This is a genomic window from Silvanigrella paludirubra (genome assembly GCF_009208775.1).
Classification (GTDB): Bacteria; Bdellovibrionota_B; Oligoflexia; order Silvanigrellales; family Silvanigrellaceae; genus Silvanigrella; species Silvanigrella paludirubra.
The window spans coordinates 530,772-547,406 of sequence record NZ_WFLM01000002.1; the positions used below are offsets into that span (position 1 = coordinate 530,772).

A 16,635-nucleotide genomic window follows, 5' to 3' on the forward strand; every position below is an offset into this window, starting at 1 on the left:
ATGTTCCCTGATGATAAAGTTGACATTCCATTTTGCGAAAGAATATTCTGTAATAGAACTCTAAATATGAAATCTATTAAAGCAGTTGGCTTTGATATGGATTATACTCTCGCACTTTATAAACCTGAAACCTTCGAAAAATTAGCATACGAAGAAACCCTCAAAAAACTAGTAGACATAGGATATTCAAAAGAAATATTAAATTGGGAGTTCGATCATAAATATATGATTCGAGGACTTGTCATTGATAAAATAAGAGGTAACGTCCTAAAAATGGATCGCCACCGTTACGTTAAGGTTGCTTTCCATGGTTTTAAAGAATTAAATCGGGAAGAACGTCGTAAATTATATGATGTTGAAAACGTAATTATCTATGAAGAACCAAACTTTGCCTTAATTGATACTCTTTTTTCTTTAGCGGAAGCTTTTTTATTCATTCAATTAGTTGACTATAAAGATAAAACAGAAAAATTATTAAATAAAACATATCTTGAAATTTATAATGATGTAAGAAAATGTATTGATTTATGTCATAGAGATGGAAGCATTAAATATAAAGTTTCTGAAAATCCAGGAAAATATATTACTAAAGATAAAAATTTAGTTTCTATTTTAAAAGATTTAAAAGCCTCTGGTAGAAAAATATTTATCGTAACAAATAGTCTTTGGGATTACACAAATGTTGTTATGAACTATATATGTGGCAACTCCAAAAAAGAACTTAATTTTGAGTGGATTTCTTATTTTGATTTAGTAATTACAGGGTCTCAAAAACCTTCTTTTTTTAATTCTAAAAATCAAATATATTCAGTTGATTTAAAGACATGTTATTTAAAAAATATAGATTTAATTAATTTATCCAAAAATGAAAACAATGAACCAAAAGTATTTCAAGGAGGGCATTTTAAACTTCTTTATGATATTCTTGGAATAAAAGTGGGTTCTGAAATTCTTTATATTGGTGACCATATTTATGGTGATATTTTAAGAAGTAAAAAAGAGATAGGCTGGCGAACAATGCTTGTCATTGAAGAGCTTGAAAAAGAAATATCGGCAATTCAAAATTCAAAAGATCAATATACATTATGCGACTCTTTAAATAAAAAAAGAGTTCATTTGGAAAATGAGTTTGAAAGACTTCAAATTGCAGAACATGAAAATAAAATTAAAAAAGGCATTGATAAAGATGAAACTCTCGATAAAAAAATTAAAAAAGTGGGGTATGATTTATTAAAGATTAAAGAATTAGAAAAAAAAGAAATCAGAACGTATCACTTAGGTCTTCACCCCATTTGGGGTGAATTAATGAAAACAGGTAGACAAAATTCTCGATTTGCTGCTCAAGTTGAAACTTATGCCTGTTTGTATACGAGTAAGTTAACAAATTTAATTCACTATGGGCCTCATAAAAATTTCAGAGCCGTAAGAGATTTTATGCCGCATGATCTAGATGATTGATTAATTTAAAGTTGTTAATTTAACACCCGTGCTCTTTTGGAACGTTATCCAAGCAAGATCTAGAGAACCTTTGGCATTTGCTAAATTAGCTCTAGCTGTTGTTTGATCATTCGCAGATGAAATCAGATCGGTTGCTGTTACTTGACCATTATCAAACCGAGCTTTCATTTGTGAATAAGCATCTTGAGCGTATTGAACAGATACTTTAGCTGAGTCTAATACTTGAATCGCATTTTGAAGTTGTAAATAGCTATTTGTGATATCAATGCGAGCGTTTAAGTTTAAATTTTCTAAATTATATTTAGCTTTTTGCTCAGACGCAACGGCATCACTAATTTGAGCTTGACGAACTCCCCAATCTAAAAGAACCCAAGAAAATTGTAACCCATAAGACATTTGATCTTGAATGTCAGATGAATAATATGTTTTGTCTGTTGTGTTAATATCACTTGCATTAAAATTTCGAGTATAAGTGGCAACAAAATTTAACGTTGGTAAATAATTGCTATATTTTTGAACTTTTCCATAATAAGCAGCATCAACATTTTCTTTCCCTGCTAATATATCTCTTCGCTGAGATAGACTTGGAGCTAAAATATTTTCAAGACTTGGAAGTTTTTGAGACTTCATTTCCCAAACAGATTTTTCACTACTTGCAACAGAAATAGCAGAACTATTTTTAACACCAATGGCTTCAGAAAGAGTAATTAAGGCAACTTTATAAGTTGTTTGAGCTTGAATTACACTCGTTTTTGAGTTTTCAAAATCTAATTTAAATTTCAAGAGATCCGCATTTGTTAATTTACCGGCATTAAATTGCGCATTACCATCATTTAATTGCTTTTCAGAAACTTCCATAGAAGATTTCGCAGCTTTTAATAATTGATCTGCTTTTTGTAAATTTATATATGCTTGTGCACCATAAAATCGAGCATCAATTCTACTTTGAACTCGATTTTGCAAAGCGGCTCTTGTTAATGCGGAAGATTGTTGTACAGAGTTGTACATGGAAAAAAGGCCAATCAGTGGCTGAGATAATGTTAATGTTGCCGTCGAAGTTGTTGTATCTGGAAAACCATATGTTTTTCCAGTTGTAGTACCAACAAGCGGATTTACATCACTACTATTCATCATATAATTTGCGGATGCTGAAATTGTAGGTAACATTCCTCGGAAAGCGGCATCTTCTTTTGCTTCCGTAGAATAATAGTCTTGTAAAGACATTTTTGCTGTAAAAGAATAAGTTTCAGCCATATTCATCGCTGCTTCAAGCGTAAGGATAGGTTGCGAATTTGTAGGGGAATTGACCTGATTCGTATTACTCTTTTGCACTTGTGCAATATCCTGCTGCCCGTATGATGAATTTATAAAAAGAAAAGAACTAAGCAAAGAAGTAACAGGGTAGGTCATCAATTTTAACGTTTGTAGTTTCATTAGCACCTTCCAAAATCAATTAAATAATCACTTTTTAACTTAAATCTAAATATATTTCAAGCAACGAAAATAAATTATCATTTTAATGTCATCAATTTTAAATTTATCAAATTTGTTATTTGCATTTAAAAAAAATAGAAAGTATGGAATTTTTAAAATTGAGGATTGAAATAAAATTTTAGCGATTTAAAAATTGGAAGTAATGAAAAACATAGCTCTAATAATATGTTGAGCCCCAATCATTCAAGTTTTGAATAATAACTGCTAAAGTTTTCCCTTTTTCAGTCAAAAAATATTCAACTTTTGGCGGGATGGTTGGATAAATATTTCTAGATAAAATTCCTTGTTCTTCTAAATCTCTGAGTTGAATTGTTAACATTCTTTGGGTAATTTTATTTTTTAAATTTTTTTGGAGCTCACCAAATCTTAACACCTCAAATTTCAATAGATTATAGATAATCACACCCTTCCACTTTCCACAAATAGCATCCAAAGCACATTCAACTGATGCTCCCTCTATTTCAATATTTTTTTTGGGCTTTATCATTATTTCCTTCCTTAAAATAAATTTTTATTGTTTATTTTTTTTTTGATTTTTATTTTATAATAACCAAATTTCATTAAATTAAGAAAGAACCTTCCTAAGTTTTTTCCAAGAGATAATAATAGCAATAATGAATATTAATAGATACTTTAATCTAAAAAATAACTTTTTAACATTTTATGCTATAAAAATTTAATGATTGATACCTCTAAAAAATAGATGTAAATTAACAAATATATTAATAAAAATAAAAAATTTAAAATACTAACACCATTTATGCTAGCATTTTAAATCCATATATTTATTTTATATTCTAAACAAGAACGAACATTTATAATACTTAATATAAAAATAAATATTTAGTATATTAATTTATATTAAGTATTATAAAAAATTACTGAACTTCAGATATTTTATTTGCATTTTGCATTGTTTCATCTTGAGATTTTACTGTTTTTTGAAGAGCTTCATAACTTCTATGAGCAATAATCATATTTGTTAAATTTCTCATAGGATTTACATTACTTCCTTCTAAATAACCTTGTGTAATTTCTCCAACAGGTGCTTTTACATTTTCAGGTGGACCATTATGAATCCATAAACTTTCACCTAGTCTTTCTAATAATGTATTATCTTTAAATGAAATCACCTTAAGTTTATCTACAAATTTTTTTCCTACATAAATTTCTCCTGTAGGCAAAATACTAAATTCTTTTCCATTTAATCCTGTTATTGCGCCATTTTCGCCTTGAACAACAGCGCCATTTTTATTTATTAAAATTCCATCATTACTTATACTAAAGCCACCATCCCTCGTTAATCTTTCTCCAAAAGGAGTCATGACCTCAAAAAAGGCATCACCCTGAACAGCAACATCTAAAGGATTTCCTGTTTTGATCATAGGACCTTGAGTATGTGCTGTTCTTATTTCACTTAAGGTAACATAAGCCATTTCATTCCCTTTTAATGGCCATAATTCCTGCATATTTGTTTTAAATGGAGCTGGCGGATGTGGAGTAGCATAACTTGGCCAAGGATTTGCTTCTTGAGCTTGAAATGAGATTTCATCTTCTTTAAAAGCCGTCGTATTTGTATTAGCTAGATTATTTGAAATGATTTCCATGAGTCTTTCTTGCAAAACACCACCAGATAAAGGTGAATAAACGTTTTTTAGCATAAATATTTCCTATTCGTTTTAGCGTTCAAGATAAATATTACACCATTAAATTTAAAATTATACTGTAATAATTTCTCATTTGTGTCTTTATTGATAGATATTTTTTGCCGAATTTTTTTTAAAACTTATTGCTATATGTTTCTTTTAATTTTGATAAAGAATAAGGTTCTTTTTTTATAACACCATCAAAATCTTCTAACTCATTATTTAATAAAATGGCATTGGTAGAAACAAATATTGGTTTTTTATAATTTAAACTTCTTATTTTATCTATGAAATTCATCTGGGAAATATTTTGTGCGCTATTATCAAAGTAATAGTCGACAATAACACATTCTATAGCTTTTAAATTTTCTGGTTTTTCTAATATGTATTCATAAGCAAAATCAGGATGTGAAAAACTAATCACTTTTGCATCTGTAACAGAAACTTCCCAAAATTTATGATATATATCTTCATCATCTATTAATAGTATAATTTTATCTTCTTGAAAATTATTAGAAGTAATTGATAAAAAAGATTCTTCTGAATAACCAGGTAAAATATAAGAACATAAAAATCTTAAAAATTGAAATCTTGACATTGGTTTAGCAATAAAAAAATCTGATTTTACATTTATTGACCTTTCTAAATCACATTTAAAAAATCTATTTGTATGTATACAAATTTTTGAGACACAACCATTATTTCTTAAATCTTGAACAAAATCAAACCCATTTAATTTTTCAAGTCCTAAGTCAATATCACAAATAATGTATTCAGGTTTAACTTCATAATAGGCTTTTAAAGCAAGATCATAATCACTATATGAAACAATATTAAAATATTCATTTAAATCTTCTGATGAAATTAATGATGAGAAATTTTTTACATATACATCATCATCTTCCAAAATTAAAATTTGATATTTATTTTGAATTTTTTTACCTGCAAAAAAAGACAATATTTTATTTTCAATTAAATCAGATTTTTTTTCATATTCTACTAAAGAAGTATTATAATGTGTATCAAAATGATTTTCAAAATACTTTGCCTCGTTTGGAAAAACCAAACCGCTAATTTTATCTTCAATCATTGAGATAGATTGTGGCAAATGTATATAAAATTTAACTCCTTCATTTATTGATGAGGTATAAAAAATTCTACCTCCATGTTGATTTATGATTTCTTTTGCAATTCCAAGACCAATTCCAGTTCCTCTTTTTTTTCCTTTTGTGAAAAAAAGATCAAATATTTTATCTTTAAATTCCTCATCTATATATGAATTTGTATTTGCAATACAAATTTCAATATGAAGAATATTATTTTCATAAAATTCTCTCGTTAAAAATTTAATAGTTCCTTTTCCATTCATGGATTCTATAGCATTTGTTATAATATTAGATAAAACTCTTTCCATTTTTTGAATATCTACACATAAAAAATACTTATGATTAAAATCATAGGAAAGCAAAATATTTGTTTTGTTTTGAACTTCAAAACAATTTTTAATTACAGAATAAATAAGCTTATAAAAACTTGTATCTACAAAGTTTGGACTTCCTTCTGTTCTAAAATGCAAAAGATCAGAAAGCATATTCTCCACTCTTAAAATATCTTTCTCAATTGCTCTTCCAGTATCTTTTATATATTGTCTAATTTCATCATAATTTGATAATCTTAACATTACATGTAAAGCATTTTTAATATGAGCAAATGGATGTCTTAAATCATGAGCTAGCATTTGAATTGTTGTCGAAATTGCACGCATCATATCCAATTGTTTTAATTGTTCTTGGGCTTTATTTAACTCTATATAGACATTATTAAAATTTTTATAAATTAAATCTAATTCTAAATAAGTGACAAATTTATCATACTCTTCTTTGCTAGATGATATTTCTTTCAAATTTTCAGAAAGCCTCATTATAGGAACAAACATTTTTTCATAGTTCTTTTTGCTTTGATTTTTTACAAATAAAAACATAAAAAACCATAAAGAAAACATTAATAATGTTATTATTAAAATAAAAATATAATTGATTTTTTGAACAAAATTCAAATTCATATTATGAGAAAAATCTTTACCATGCATATGTAATTTTGTTAAAAAATAAAGCTCGCCATTATTAATAACATATGAATAATTATATATTAGTTCTTTTTTCTTTTCTATAGGAATTTTTATTCCATTGTATATAATGATTTTATTTTCTAATGCATCTTCTATAAATAGAGTAGAAAAATATAAACTTTTTTCAATTGATGAAAGCATTTTTTTTACAAATAATACATCACCAATTACTAATGCTGAAGAAATTTCAGGAATATAACCTTTAACTAATTTTTGGGTTCTGCCAAAATAAATATCATAGGAATAAATAATTAATATAATTGAAATAATGCAAAATGAAAAAGAAGCAAATAAAAAACCATTTCTTGCCGAACGTTTTAAAATTTCATCTGCAATTGGCCTAAGTTTCAAATTGAATTCTTTCTAAAAAATAATTATTTAATTTTTTACTTTTATATTTTGTAAATATAAAGTAACACCTCCAAATTGTGTTCCAATACAACTAATTTTTTCAGGATTATAATAAACAATATTAGGAATCTCAAAGAGAGGAATTAAAACTCTTTGTTCATAAAAATATCTTGATATATTTTTTAATCTTTCATTTAATATATCACGACTTGGTGCTTCCTGACTCTCATCTAACAAATTTTGAATTAATTTATCATCAGGATATGCATTTTTAGATGGCGATCCATTTCTGTAATTTGTAAAATTCAAAATAGGATCATAATAATCTGCCTCAGTTGAATGAAGATAAAAAGGTGAATTTTTAAACTCTTTTGTAAATGGATCCCATAAATTTTTAGTATTTTCTTTAAACTTAATTTTAAGGCCAATTTTATTAAGTTGTCCTTTTAAAACGATTCTATATTTTTCACCTAAATAAGAACTATCTTCAGAAAAAGGAATAGTAATTTCATTGCTTAATTTTAAACTTTTTATTATTTTTATGGCTTCATTTATATTTTGGTTTTCCTTTATATTAATTCTCCCAATACTTGAAGAAGTCAATAATTCATATAATGGATTAGTTAATATATTTGTTACTTTAGAAAGATCTTCTCTAGAAATGGCATATGCTATAGCTTTTCTAAAGTCTTTAGATTTAGCCAAATCAGAACTGTAATTAAATTCTATTAATCGTCTATATAAAGGTGCAAGTAATTCTTCTTTTATATATTTTTCATTTCTTGAAGTTATATAGTCTTTATTGGTAATATCAGGTTCATTTATACGAATTTGTTCATACAATATTTCTTTTGGAGCATTAGGATAAGAAGCTGGATCTACTAACTCTAATAAAAAAGACTTTTCTTTTTTGAAATGCTCTGTTACCTTATAAGCTCCGACTCCAACTGGCCATTTTTTCCATGTAATTAAATCTGAATTTAACTCTTCAATAGGCACTAAAGAAAAACTAAAATGGGTTAGCGTATACAAAAAAGAAGGATTCGATTTAGAAGGAGTTATCGCAATTGTTCTGTCATCCAAAATTTTTAAACCATCAACCAATCCTGATTGGTAGGGTTGTCCCTTTTTAATTTTTTCTGTACCTTTTAAATTAATTTGAAAGGAATCTCCAATATTAGGATTTTTAGAAAAAAAATGACGTAAAATACTGAACTCAAGATCTTTTGAATTTACTTTTCTATTATTATGAAAATAAAGATCCTTTTTCAAGCGAAGTTTATAATAATTGTTATAGTAGTCCCAACTAAAAGATTCTAGAGATAAAGTATTTATTTCAGCATTATGATCAATGTAAAATAATAAACCTAAAACAGCTGGATAAAAACTTCCTCTACACGCAAGTTCCGCATTTTCTTCCCAAGGAAATTCAGAATTATTTCCACAAAAATATATAATTTTTTTAGATTCAACATTTGGGTCATTTGCAAATAGCTGGAATGTCGTAAAAAACAAACTTAATATATATAAATGTTTCATAAACTTAATGCCTTAAATTCTTTATTTTTATATATTTTTAATAATTTACAATATATAAAATAGAATTTGAATTTGTTTTAAAATATAAATATTGTCAATTTTTTTTTTATAAAATAATGATAATTATCTATAAATACATGCTTAAAATATTTGCATTCTTTTGTTATAAATATTATTTTTTATAAATTAAAAATTCTTTAATATGAAAAGTATTATAATCTAATTCATTTTTCATTGAAAAAACATACCATAATTATTTTAGTTTTTCAAAGAAGAGATTTTAAAAACACTTATAAAATAAATAATAGATAAAAATGCTATTCCTAAAACAAAAACACCAAGAGGATATAACGTACCATTTTCAATAATTCCCATTACAGCGGTTCCAATACCAGCAGCAGTAAGCTGCATTGAACCTAGTGTTCCGGTAACCATACCAGCATTTTTAGGAAATAGAGATATTGCATTTGCTGATGAAAATGGCATTAATAATCCATTTCCTATTGTTATTATAAAAACAGGAATCATTAAAGCTAAAATATGTGGCCAATTTATAAAATACATAATAAGCAAAACAGTTCCACCAATTACATTTAAAATTAATCCTAAAAAAATAATCTGTAAACTTGATTTTGTTAGAGATAATCTTCTCCCCATAAATGATGCAAACATATATGGAAAAGATGCTGCACAAAAAGCATATCCAACAGCAGTAGGCGAATAGCCAAATTTCTTTAATAAAAAAGGACAAGCCGCTACAAAAGAAAAGTACGAAGCATTGGATACCATCATAAATAAAGCAAATCCAAAAAACTTTTTATTTAATAAAACTTGAATAAAAACTTTTATATCAAAAGCTGATTTTTTTTGTGAATAATTATTTTCTTGTAACTTTGGTATAATGGGAGAAAGCAGCATAAAAATAATAATTAAGCCATATAAAGCTAATATCAAAAAATTTGTCTGCCAATTAAAATGAATTTCAATATGCCCACCAAGAACAGGTGCAATAGCAGGTGAAAATGCAACCAAGGGAATCGTAATAGATAAAACTCTTCCCATTTCTTTTGAATTAAAAAGATCGGCAACAATCGCTTGCCCAATAGACATTCCTGCACAAGCACCAATAGCTTGAAGTACTCTAAAAAAAATGAGCTCATAAATAGTTGAAGAAGCATAACAACCAACAGAAGCTAAAATAAAAATAATCATAAACAAAAAAAGAACGTTTTTTCTTCCAAATTTATCGGACAAAGATCCTGAAAAAATTTGAAAAACAGCCATTGTAATTAAAAATGCTGTCATTGTACTTTGAGCCCAAAATGCTTCTTTATGATAATAATCTGCTATAGCTGGTAAGGAAGGTAAATAAATATCAGAGGCGACAAAACCAATAGCACAAATAAAGATAATACAAGAAATAAATAATATTCTATGAATTTTGCTAAAATTTGGTTCTTTATTTTGAATTTGTTCATTTTCTTTTTGAACAGCAGAATATTCCATTTAATAATTTCCAATCTTTCAATAAGTATTTAAAACACCTTATAGTCAATAAATACAAAATTCCCCGATTGAGTAACATTTCTGCATTCTAGTTTCTTAGAAAGAAGGTGTGAAGAAGAAACTAGATTAGGTGAGTGCATATTTCCTATAATTAGAGGACTTACCGTTAATAAAAGATCGGTAACTAAATTTTTCTCCCAAAAAGCAGTATTTAATTTCCCGCCTCCAAGTAAGGCAAATCTTTTTTTATTTATAGAATTTAAATAATTTAATAATCCTAAAATATTCCCTAAATAATATTTTATTTTACCAAACTCTTCTTCTTTTTCGTCTAAACGTAACATAGGCTCTTCGTCAAGATCAAAAGAAGAAACAAAAAAAATACTTTTAGATATATTTTTTTGTTTCCAAAATGGGTGTTGAAATGAAATATTTCCCGATTGAGTAAAAATAATCCACTCAGGTTCAGAATTATTTTTTGTTAAATCAGAAACTCGAAAAGCGCCCTTTTCACTCTCTATACTTTTTGCTCCAATAAATACAGCATCGCAAGTAGCAACTGATGCTCTCATTCTTTGAAAATCTTCATTACAAATCATTCCAATTTGATTTCTCTCTAAAGAAGATTCCATACTATGACTTGCAATTTTTCCATCTACTGAAGCAGCTATGATATTTATAATTTCAAATTTTTGTTTCTTTATCTTCTCCATTCGCTATACCTTAAGAGCTGGCCAAAGAATATGAGCTCCAAGCTCTTTAGCTCTTATTGCTATAGGATCATCTTCAAGTGCTGTTAAAATTTCTATTCCATCACCAACAATAGCAATGGTGTGTTCGAATTGGGCAGAAGGTTTTCCATCTACTGTTTTTGCTGTCCAACCATCTTTCATCATTTTCATGCGCCAGTCACCACCATTGATCATGGGCTCAATTGTGAAAATCATGCCTCGTACTATTTTTAATCCCGTTCCCGCTTTGCCATAATGAGGAATTTGAAGGTCGGGCTCATGAAATACTTTACCAATTCCATGGCCAACAAAATCACGAACAACTCCGCAACCTTCTTTTTCAGCATAACCTTGAATTGCCCATCCAATATCACCCAAACGATTGCCATGTTTAGTTACGGCAATAGCACGAGCAAGACTTTCTTCAGCTACTTGAGTTACTTTTTTGCTCTCTTCAGATATATGTTCTCCTACAAAAAATGTTCTTGAGCAATCACCAAAGTAACCATCTAAGGTAACTGTAACGTCTACATTAACAATATCACCTTCTTTTAATATTTCTTTTTCACTAGGAATACCATGACAAATAACATCATTAATACTTGTGCAAACTGATTTAGGGTATCCTTTATAATTTAAAGGACTGGGATAAGCACCATGTTTAACAATAAATTCATGCACAGCTACATTTACTTCTTCTGTGCTAACTCCAGGTTTAATAAAATTACCTGCATGACGTAATGTATGAGCAGCGAGTCTTCCTGCTTCTCTCATTTTTAAAACATCTTCTTGAGACTTTAATTTTGCCACTTTTAAGTTAACTCCAATTTTATTTAGATAGAATATTCAGAACTGAATTTACTGCATTCAAATCAAATGTTCCCATTGTATTTGAAGTTTCAATTGTTTTTTTAGCTAACCCTTGTAAAACTTTTCCAGGTCCAACTTCAACTAAAATTGATTCATTTAATTCTTGATTTATTTTTATTAAAGATTGAGTCCATAATACAGCACTTGCAATTTGTTTTACTAGAATATTTTTAGTATACGTTTCACCTGTATAAATATTAGCATCAACATTTGCAATAATTTTACCAGAAAATTTATGCAATTCAATATTTGTTAAAAAATGCTCCATTTCTTTTGCAGCAGGCTGCATTAAAGAAGAATGAAAAGGCGCACTAACTGCTAAGGATTTTGCTTTTCCAAGTTTTTTTTCAGAAATAACTTCACAAGCTTTATCTACAGCACTCTTATGACCACTCAAAACCAATTGCCCTGGTGAATTAAAGTTGACAATTTCTACAACAGAATTTGGGGTAGAAATATCATTACAAACCTCTTCAATTAAGTTGCCTGAATTACCTAAATAAGCAGCCATAGCTCCCACACCAATAGGAACTGCTCTTTGCATTGCCTGTCCTCTAAAATGTACGGATTTTAAGGCATCTGAAAAGGATAATGCACCTAAAGAAACAAGAGCTGAATATTCGCCAAGACTATGCCCTACAACAAAAGAAGATTCTACGTTTGCTCTTTTCTCAAGAGTCCGATAGATTGCCGTGCTTACGGTCAAAATAGCGGGTTGGGTAAATTCTGTTAAATTTAATTTTGATTCAGGATCTTCAAAGCAAAGACGTTCCATGCTTATTCCTAAAACATCGGAAGCCTCTTGAAAAGTCTCTTTAACTTCATGAAACTGCTCAAATATATCCTTACCCATTCCAACAAATTGACTGCCTTGACCTGGAAACATAAAAACAACGTCAGCCATATAAATACTCCTTATTAAGTGCATTGCATGATAAGCACTTGCTTTGAATACCAGAGTCTTTTAAATGTCTCCAGCATAAAAAAAAGGATCATTTGTCAAAGGCTACGTTCTTTCATTCTCGTCTTTTACATTGACCTTTAGCTATTTTGAAGGTTATAGAGACTCATTTGTGGTTGATTTTTTGTGGAAAGGTTACAATATGTTTGACTTAGTCACCCAAGGATTTAAAGACGCTACCCTTAAATTAAAAGGGCAAGCTCGTCTAACAGATGAAAATATTGCGCCAGCTCTAGATGCTGTTAAAAGATCATTACTTGATGCCGACGTCGATCTTAAAGTCACAAAACAATTTGTAGAAAATGTACGCCAAAAAGCATTAAATGATGTTGTCACTTTAAAATCCGGATCAGGACAAAAGGTAACAGCCAGCGATCACTTTGTAAAAACTTGTCACGATGAACTTGTCGAATTTTTAGGTGGCAATCAAACCGAAATTATAAAAAATACAAAAGGCCCTACAGTTATTTTATTGGTTGGTTTACAAGGTGCGGGTAAAACAACTCATGCAGCAAAACTTGCCAAACTATTAGCTGAACGCCATAAAATGCGCCCTTTACTAGTTGCTGCCGATGTTTATCGTCCAGCTGCTCGTGATCAATTAAAAATATTAGGCGATAAAATTAATGTTCCTGTGTTTACTTTAGACACAAACAATGCGGTTGAAATTGCCGAAAAAGGAATTGAATTTGCACGATCAGAATGGCTTGATCTAGTTATTATTGATACAGCTGGTCGTTTAGCAATTGATAATAATTTAATGAATGAACTTGAGGCTGTAAAATCAGCTGTAAACCCACAAAATATTCTTCTTGTAATTGACTCTATGATTGGTCAAGACGCCGTACGCACAGCTTCTGCTTTTGATATGAGACTCAATTTATCTGGCGTCATTCTAACTAAATTAGATGGCGATACACGCGGGGGAGCTGCTCTTTCCGTTAAAAAAGTAACAGGAAAAAATATTTTATTTGTTGGTACTGGTGAAACATTAGACAAACTTGAAGAATTCCGTCCTGAAGGTATGGCCGGTAGAATTTTGGGTATGGGTGATGTTGTTGGTCTTATGGATGACTTTACAAAAGCCATTGATATGGAACACGCCGAGAAAAGTGCAAACAGAATGATGGAAGGTCATTTTGATTTTAATGATTTTCTAGAAATGATTGGCACTATTGGGAAAATGGGTCCAATTAAAGATGTTCTTGCAAAAACACCTTTAGCATCACAAATTTCTGAAAAAGACATGGATAAAGTGAATGATAAAGATATTGTTCGCAAAGGTTCTATTGTTCAATCCATGACAAAAAAAGAAAGAGAAAACCCCGATCTCCTTCTCATTCAAAAATCCCAAACAGCACGCAGCCGTATTGCGAGAATAGCAAAAGGTTCTGCCCACACTGAAAAAGATGTGAAAGATCTCGTTGATCAATTCATGCAAATGCGTCAAATGATGCAAATGATGAGCGGATTAGGATTAGGTGGCGGAGGAGGACTTATGTCTAAAATCCCTGGACTTGGTCAATTAAATCAAATGGCAAAAATGGCGAAAATGGCAAAAATGATGGGCGGTGCTGGCGGCGGAATGCCTAGTATGCCTGGAGGTGCCATGGGAAGCTTAAATAGCTTATTTGGCGGAGGTGGTGGAATGCCAAACATGCCAGGTATGGGTGGCAGCGGCGGATTAAGTGCTGCAGATATGGCTGAAATCAATCGTATGAAAAAAAGAAAAAAAGAAGAAAAATTAAAAAAACAAAAAAAACGCTAAACCGTTTCTGTTACTTTAGATAGGAAATCAAACCATGTTTGGAATTCAAAAATCAACTTTTTTAAGCTCATCTTCAGCAGCAGGGCCTGAAGCTCTATTTGCAAAATACATGCCAAAGCCACAGGTTGAATATCCGAATGTGGGTGAAAAAAATGAAACCTATCTAAAAAAAGTTTATGTACAAACTTGGGGTTGCCAAATGAATGTGGCTGACTCTGAGCGTATGTTAGGCTTGTTAGGAAGGCTGAATTACCGTCCTACTGAAAATCCAAATGATGCCGATTTTATTTTATTAAATACTTGCCATATTCGAGAAAAAGCAAGACATAAAGTTGTCAGTCGCCTTGGTGAAATTCGTCCTTTAAAAGATTCAAATCCAAATTTAATTATTGCAGTTTCTGGTTGTGTTGCTCAAGCCGAATCACAGGCACTTGCTAAAGAAGTTCCTTATATAGATATGATATTTGGTCCAGATCAAATTGAAGAATTACCTTCATTACTTGAAAAAGTAATTGAAAAATCTGAAAATGATAAAAAAGTAAAAGAAAGTTATTCTACTAATAAAGAAGCTCCTTTTATATTAACAAAATTTGATAATAAAGAAGAAGGTTACTCAATTCCAATAGATGTAATTCCTCCTTATTATGACGAAAACAAAAATGAAGTCACTCGTTACGTTAATATTATCAAAGGATGTAATAATTTTTGTACATTTTGCGTCGTTCCTTATACAAGAGGACGTGAAAAAAGTCGTCCAGAATCAGAAATTATTGATGAAGTAAAATATCTTGTAGACAAAGGTGTAAAAGAAATTATTTTATTAGGTCAAAATGTAAACTCATATGGACTTGATCTTATTGGCGCACAAGATATCCATTCATCAAATGGAAAACTTCCATTTGCTGATTTATTATATACTGTAAGTAACATTCCAGGAGTAGAACGAATTCGTTTTACAACATCAAATCCTCATGATTTTACTCCAAACTTAGCTAAGGCTTTTGCTGATTTACCTAAAGTAACAAATTCGTTTCATTTAGCGGTTCAATCAGGTAGTGACCGCATTTTAGATAGAATGAATCGTCAATATACAAGAGCAGAATATTTTGAACGAGTAAAATGGATACGTGATGTTCGCCCTGACATTGCATTTAGCACAGATATTATTGTTGGTTTTCCAGGCGAAACGAATCAAGATTTTGAAGATACTTTAAGTCTTGTAAAAGAAATGCAATATGCTTTTATTTTTGCATTTAAGTATTCCATTCGTAAAGGAACACCTGCAACTCGTTTTAAAGACCAAGTGCCTGAAAATATAAAAGACCAACGTTTACAACAGCTCTTAGAACTCCAACGAAAAGAGACAGAAAGGCAAAATTTTGCTGAAATTTCTAAAGTTAGAGAAGTTCTTGTATTGTACAAAAATAGAAAAGAAGAAAATAGTTGGTACGGAAGAACTTATGAAGGTAGACTTGTTAAAATTCATTCTCCAAGAAATTTGATTGGTATGATTTTACCTATTAAAATAATAGGTGCTAATTTAACTGCTCTTGAAGGACAACTTATTTAGTTCTCAGTTTTTCTAATTAATTTAAATCCTTAAATATTGTCAAAATCTTTATACCCTAACTTTGCTATGATCATCTTATAAAGTTAAAATTTTTATAGATGATTTAAAATTAGGGAATTGTTATGATTTTTTATAAAATTAAAATATTTATTTTAATATTTTTTTCATTATTTATAAATATGAATTCATTTTCAAAAGAAATATTCACTAAAAATGATGTTGAATTATTTGTTCAAAAAGCATTAGAGTATATTAATAAAAATGGGAAAGTAGCTGCTTTAAAAGAATTTACAAATCCAAATGGCGATTTTAAAAAAGGTAGCCATGGTGAATTATATATTTTTGCTTACGACTTTAATGGAAATGTTTTAGCTCATGGCGATAAGCCAAAATTAGTTGGTTATAACCTGTTTCATTTAAAAGATCCTGAAGGAAATTATCCTATTCAAAAATTAATAAATGCAGTTCATTCTAAAGATCATTGGGTCAAATATATTTGGATTAATCCTGCAGATAAAAAAATTGAAAAAAAAATGGGTTACTGTCTTAAGGTAGATGAAACATGGTGGATTGGTTCTGGTTTATATGTAACCGAAGAAACAAATAAATAATA

13 protein-coding genes are annotated in these 16,635 nt (G+C 29.3%); 4 read left to right on the forward strand and 9 right to left on the reverse strand.

The window, feature by feature from the left end; genetic code table 11:
• Positions 1 to 1,458 (forward strand): HAD-IG family 5'-nucleotidase, encoded by a 1,458-nt coding sequence (locus tag GCL60_RS06425; protein ID WP_153419380.1) that lies wholly within the window; start codon positions 1 to 3, stop codon positions 1,456 to 1,458.
• On the opposite strand, the gene GCL60_RS06430 is transcribed toward GCL60_RS06425, so the two are convergent.
• The 9 genes from GCL60_RS06430 to fabD form a co-directional block, all read right to left on the reverse strand.
• Positions 1,459 to 2,892 carry a TolC family protein gene (locus GCL60_RS06430; RefSeq protein ID WP_153419382.1) on the reverse strand — a complete coding sequence of 478 codons (1,434 nt, stop codon included), beginning with the start codon at positions 2,890 to 2,892 and terminating at the stop codon, positions 1,459 to 1,461.
• A gap of 217 nt (positions 2,893 to 3,109) precedes the next feature.
• Positions 3,110 to 3,439, reverse strand: coding sequence for a winged helix-turn-helix transcriptional regulator (locus GCL60_RS06435; RefSeq protein WP_153419384.1), 330 nt, complete (start codon positions 3,437 to 3,439; stop codon positions 3,110 to 3,112).
• A gap of 391 nt (positions 3,440 to 3,830) precedes the next feature.
• The gene (locus tag GCL60_RS06440) at positions 3,831 to 4,613 is read right to left on the reverse strand and encodes a flagellar hook-basal body protein (RefSeq protein WP_153419386.1); all 783 of its coding nucleotides are present in this window, start codon (positions 4,611 to 4,613) and stop codon (positions 3,831 to 3,833) included.
• 118 nt (positions 4,614 to 4,731) lie between these two features.
• Positions 4,732 to 7,077, reverse strand: coding sequence for a hybrid sensor histidine kinase/response regulator (locus tag GCL60_RS06445; protein ID WP_153419388.1), 2,346 nt, complete (start codon positions 7,075 to 7,077; stop codon positions 4,732 to 4,734).
• Positions 7,078 to 7,104: 27 nt separating this feature from the next.
• On the reverse strand, positions 7,105 to 8,616 hold the full coding sequence (locus GCL60_RS06450) for an ABC transporter substrate-binding protein (protein ID WP_153419390.1): 1,512 nt from the start codon (positions 8,614 to 8,616) through the stop codon (positions 7,105 to 7,107).
• Between the two features lie 258 nt (positions 8,617 to 8,874).
• Positions 8,875 to 10,122, reverse strand: coding sequence for a multidrug effflux MFS transporter (locus tag GCL60_RS06455; protein ID WP_153419392.1), 1,248 nt, complete (start codon positions 10,120 to 10,122; stop codon positions 8,875 to 8,877).
• Between the two features lie 29 nt (positions 10,123 to 10,151).
• Positions 10,152 to 10,835 carry a dihydrofolate reductase family protein gene (locus GCL60_RS06460; protein ID WP_153419394.1) on the reverse strand — a complete coding sequence of 228 codons (684 nt, stop codon included), beginning with the start codon at positions 10,833 to 10,835 and terminating at the stop codon, positions 10,152 to 10,154.
• Positions 10,836 to 10,838: 3 nt separating this feature from the next.
• The gene (gene map, locus GCL60_RS06465; RefSeq protein ID WP_237639047.1) at positions 10,839 to 11,663 is read right to left on the reverse strand and encodes a type I methionyl aminopeptidase; all 825 of its coding nucleotides are present in this window, start codon (positions 11,661 to 11,663) and stop codon (positions 10,839 to 10,841) included.
• A 19-nt stretch (positions 11,664 to 11,682) separates the two neighbouring features.
• A complete protein-coding gene (fabD, locus tag GCL60_RS06470; protein ID WP_161998105.1) occupies positions 11,683 to 12,627 on the reverse strand; it encodes an ACP S-malonyltransferase in 945 nt (314 codons plus the stop codon).
• A 199-nt stretch (positions 12,628 to 12,826) separates the two neighbouring features.
• Between fabD and ffh the strand changes: the two genes are divergently transcribed.
• The 3 genes from ffh (at position 12,827) to GCL60_RS06485 (ending at position 16,633) form a co-directional block, all read left to right on the forward strand.
• The gene (gene ffh / locus GCL60_RS06475) at positions 12,827 to 14,452 is read left to right on the forward strand and encodes a signal recognition particle protein (protein ID WP_153419398.1); all 1,626 of its coding nucleotides are present in this window, start codon (positions 12,827 to 12,829) and stop codon (positions 14,450 to 14,452) included.
• Positions 14,453 to 14,486: 34 nt separating this feature from the next.
• A complete protein-coding gene (miaB, locus tag GCL60_RS06480; protein WP_153419400.1) occupies positions 14,487 to 16,022 on the forward strand; it encodes a tRNA (N6-isopentenyl adenosine(37)-C2)-methylthiotransferase MiaB in 1,536 nt (511 codons plus the stop codon).
• A 122-nt stretch (positions 16,023 to 16,144) separates the two neighbouring features.
• Positions 16,145 to 16,633: a cache domain-containing protein gene (locus GCL60_RS06485; RefSeq protein WP_153419402.1), complete on the forward strand. Its 489-nt coding sequence runs from the start codon at positions 16,145 to 16,147 to the stop codon at positions 16,631 to 16,633.
• Positions 16,634 to 16,635: the final 2 nt, after the last annotated feature.

Coding starts and splice junctions, on each gene's coding strand:
- GCL60_RS06425 (WP_153419380.1), top strand. CDS start 1: ATGTTCCCTGATGATAAAGTTGACATTCCATTTTGCGAAAGAATATTC.
- GCL60_RS06430 (WP_153419382.1), bottom strand. CDS start 2,892: ATGAAACTACAAACGTTAAAATTGATGACCTACCCTGTTACTTCTTTG.
- GCL60_RS06435 (WP_153419384.1), bottom strand. CDS start 3,439: ATGATAAAGCCCAAAAAAAATATTGAAATAGAGGGAGCATCAGTTGAA.
- GCL60_RS06440 (WP_153419386.1), bottom strand. CDS start 4,613: ATGCTAAAAAACGTTTATTCACCTTTATCTGGTGGTGTTTTGCAAGAA.
- GCL60_RS06450 (WP_153419390.1), bottom strand. CDS start 8,616: ATGAAACATTTATATATATTAAGTTTGTTTTTTACGACATTCCAGCTA.
- GCL60_RS06455 (WP_153419392.1), bottom strand. CDS start 10,122: ATGGAATATTCTGCTGTTCAAAAAGAAAATGAACAAATTCAAAATAAA.
- GCL60_RS06460 (WP_153419394.1), bottom strand. CDS start 10,835: ATGGAGAAGATAAAGAAACAAAAATTTGAAATTATAAATATCATAGCT.
- fabD (WP_161998105.1), bottom strand. CDS start 12,627: ATGGCTGACGTTGTTTTTATGTTTCCAGGTCAAGGCAGTCAATTTGTT.
- ffh (WP_153419398.1), top strand. CDS start 12,827: ATGTTTGACTTAGTCACCCAAGGATTTAAAGACGCTACCCTTAAATTA.
- miaB (WP_153419400.1), top strand. CDS start 14,487: ATGTTTGGAATTCAAAAATCAACTTTTTTAAGCTCATCTTCAGCAGCA.
- GCL60_RS06485 (WP_153419402.1), top strand. CDS start 16,145: ATGATTTTTTATAAAATTAAAATATTTATTTTAATATTTTTTTCATTA.